This is a genomic window from Priestia sp. P5_B4, assembly GCF_056400385.1.
The window spans coordinates 1-1,663 of record NZ_JBFULJ010000838.1 but is presented as its reverse complement, the minus strand read 5'-3'; the positions used below and the strand labels follow the sequence as shown (position 1 = coordinate 1,663).

The window sequence follows — 1,663 nt, the reverse complement described above, 5'->3', positions numbered from 1 at the left end:
ATACTAGAGACTCTGCCATGGAAAAACTCATTGCTTGTAAACTGCTGTCCAATGAGCTTAGAACCGATAACTTGGTGGTTGTTTGAATAGATTAAGCTGCCGTTTGCTTTACTTGGAATAGCTGTTTKAGCAATACCTGTCATCACAACAGGATAAATAAGACCACAAAGAATTATCATCATAATTGTTAAGCGAACAATAATGCTTCCCGTTCGTTCTGTTTGTATCATCGTTTCTTCTCCTCTACATTACAAATGAAAGTAGTAAGTCAATTGCTTTAATCCCAATGAATGGAACCAACACCCCGCCTAACCCGTAAATGAACAAATTTTTTCGCAATAGGGCGTTAGAACTCATCGGCTTATACGCAATTCCCTTCATGGCTAAGGGAATTAACAGCGGGATAATGACCGCATTAAAAATAAGCGCTGACAATACGGCAGATAGAGGTGAATTCAGCTTCATTACGTTAAGAGCCTCCATTTGCGGAATCGCCAAGGTAAACATCGCTGGAATAATGGCAAAATATTTCGCAATATCGTTTGCGATACTGAATGTAGTTAAGGCACCCCTTGTCATTAATAGCTGTTTTCCAATCGAAACGACTTCAATGATTTTTGTGGGATCGGAATCCAAGTCCACCATATTTGCTGCTTCTTTAGCAGCTGAGGTTCCGCTGTTCATTGCTAAGCCAACATCAGCTTGAGCAAGTGCAGGGGCATCGTTTGTCCCGTCACCTGTCATGGCAACTAGCTTTCCCTGCTGCTGTTCGTATTTAATCACTTGAATCTTGTCTTCTGGCTTGCATTCCGCAATAAATTCATCTACTCCCGCTTCTTTTGCAATGGTTGCTGCGGTTAGCGGATTATCTCCTGTACACATGACTGTTTTAATGCCCATTTTACGAAGTTCCTCAAAGCGTTCTTTCATTCCTGGTTTTACCGTGTCTTTTAAATAAATCAAGCCGTAAATTTTATCATCAGCGGCGACGGCAAGCGGCGTGCCACCAGCTCCTGCAATTTCGTTTGCTTTTTGCTGCAAATCAGAGGGAACCATCCCGCCATTTGACTCTACCCATGCCGTGACGGCGTCCACTGCCCCTTTTCGTACAGATACATTCTGTAAGTCAATGCCGCTCATTCGCGTTTCAGCTTTGAATTCAACAAACGTCCCTTCGGTTTTTTTAAGATCTTCTACTCCCATGCGGTTTTGAATAAAATCAACAACTGAGCGTCCTTCTGGTGTTTCGTCATAAAGAGAAGAAACAAACGCCCATTTGTAAAGTTCACGTTCGTCTGTGCCTTTTACAGTCGTTAATTGATGAGCCATTCGGTTTCCAAACGTAATGGTGCCGGTTTTATCTAAAATGATTGTGTTAATGTCACCAGCTGCTTCTACTGCTTTTCCTGACATAGCGATCACGTTAAACTGCGTAACTCGGTCCATCCCAGCAATTCCAATGGCCGATAATAATCCTCCAATTGTCGTAGGAATGAGGCAAACGAGCAGTGAAATTAAAATAGCCGTGTCCAGTTGAAAATGTAAGTAGTTTGTAAATACAGGAAGCGTCACAACAACTAGTAAGAAAATAATCGTCAAACTTGTTAAAACCGTATTTAGCGCAATTTCATTTGGCGTTTTTTGACGCTCTGCTCCTTCAACA

The 1,663-nt window shown here is 41.9% G+C and carries 2 protein-coding genes; both read right to left on the bottom strand.

What is annotated here, in order from left to right; genetic code table 11:
* The coding region (locus AC1DRF_RS26535) for a potassium-transporting ATPase subunit C (RefSeq protein WP_477742134.1) at nucleotides 1–230 on the bottom strand (230 nt) is incomplete at its 3' end.
* A 13-nt stretch (nucleotides 231–243) separates the two neighbouring features.
* A partial coding sequence (kdpB, locus tag AC1DRF_RS26530) for a potassium-transporting ATPase subunit KdpB (RefSeq protein WP_477742133.1) occupies nucleotides 244–1,663 on the bottom strand: 1,420 nt, incomplete at its 5' end.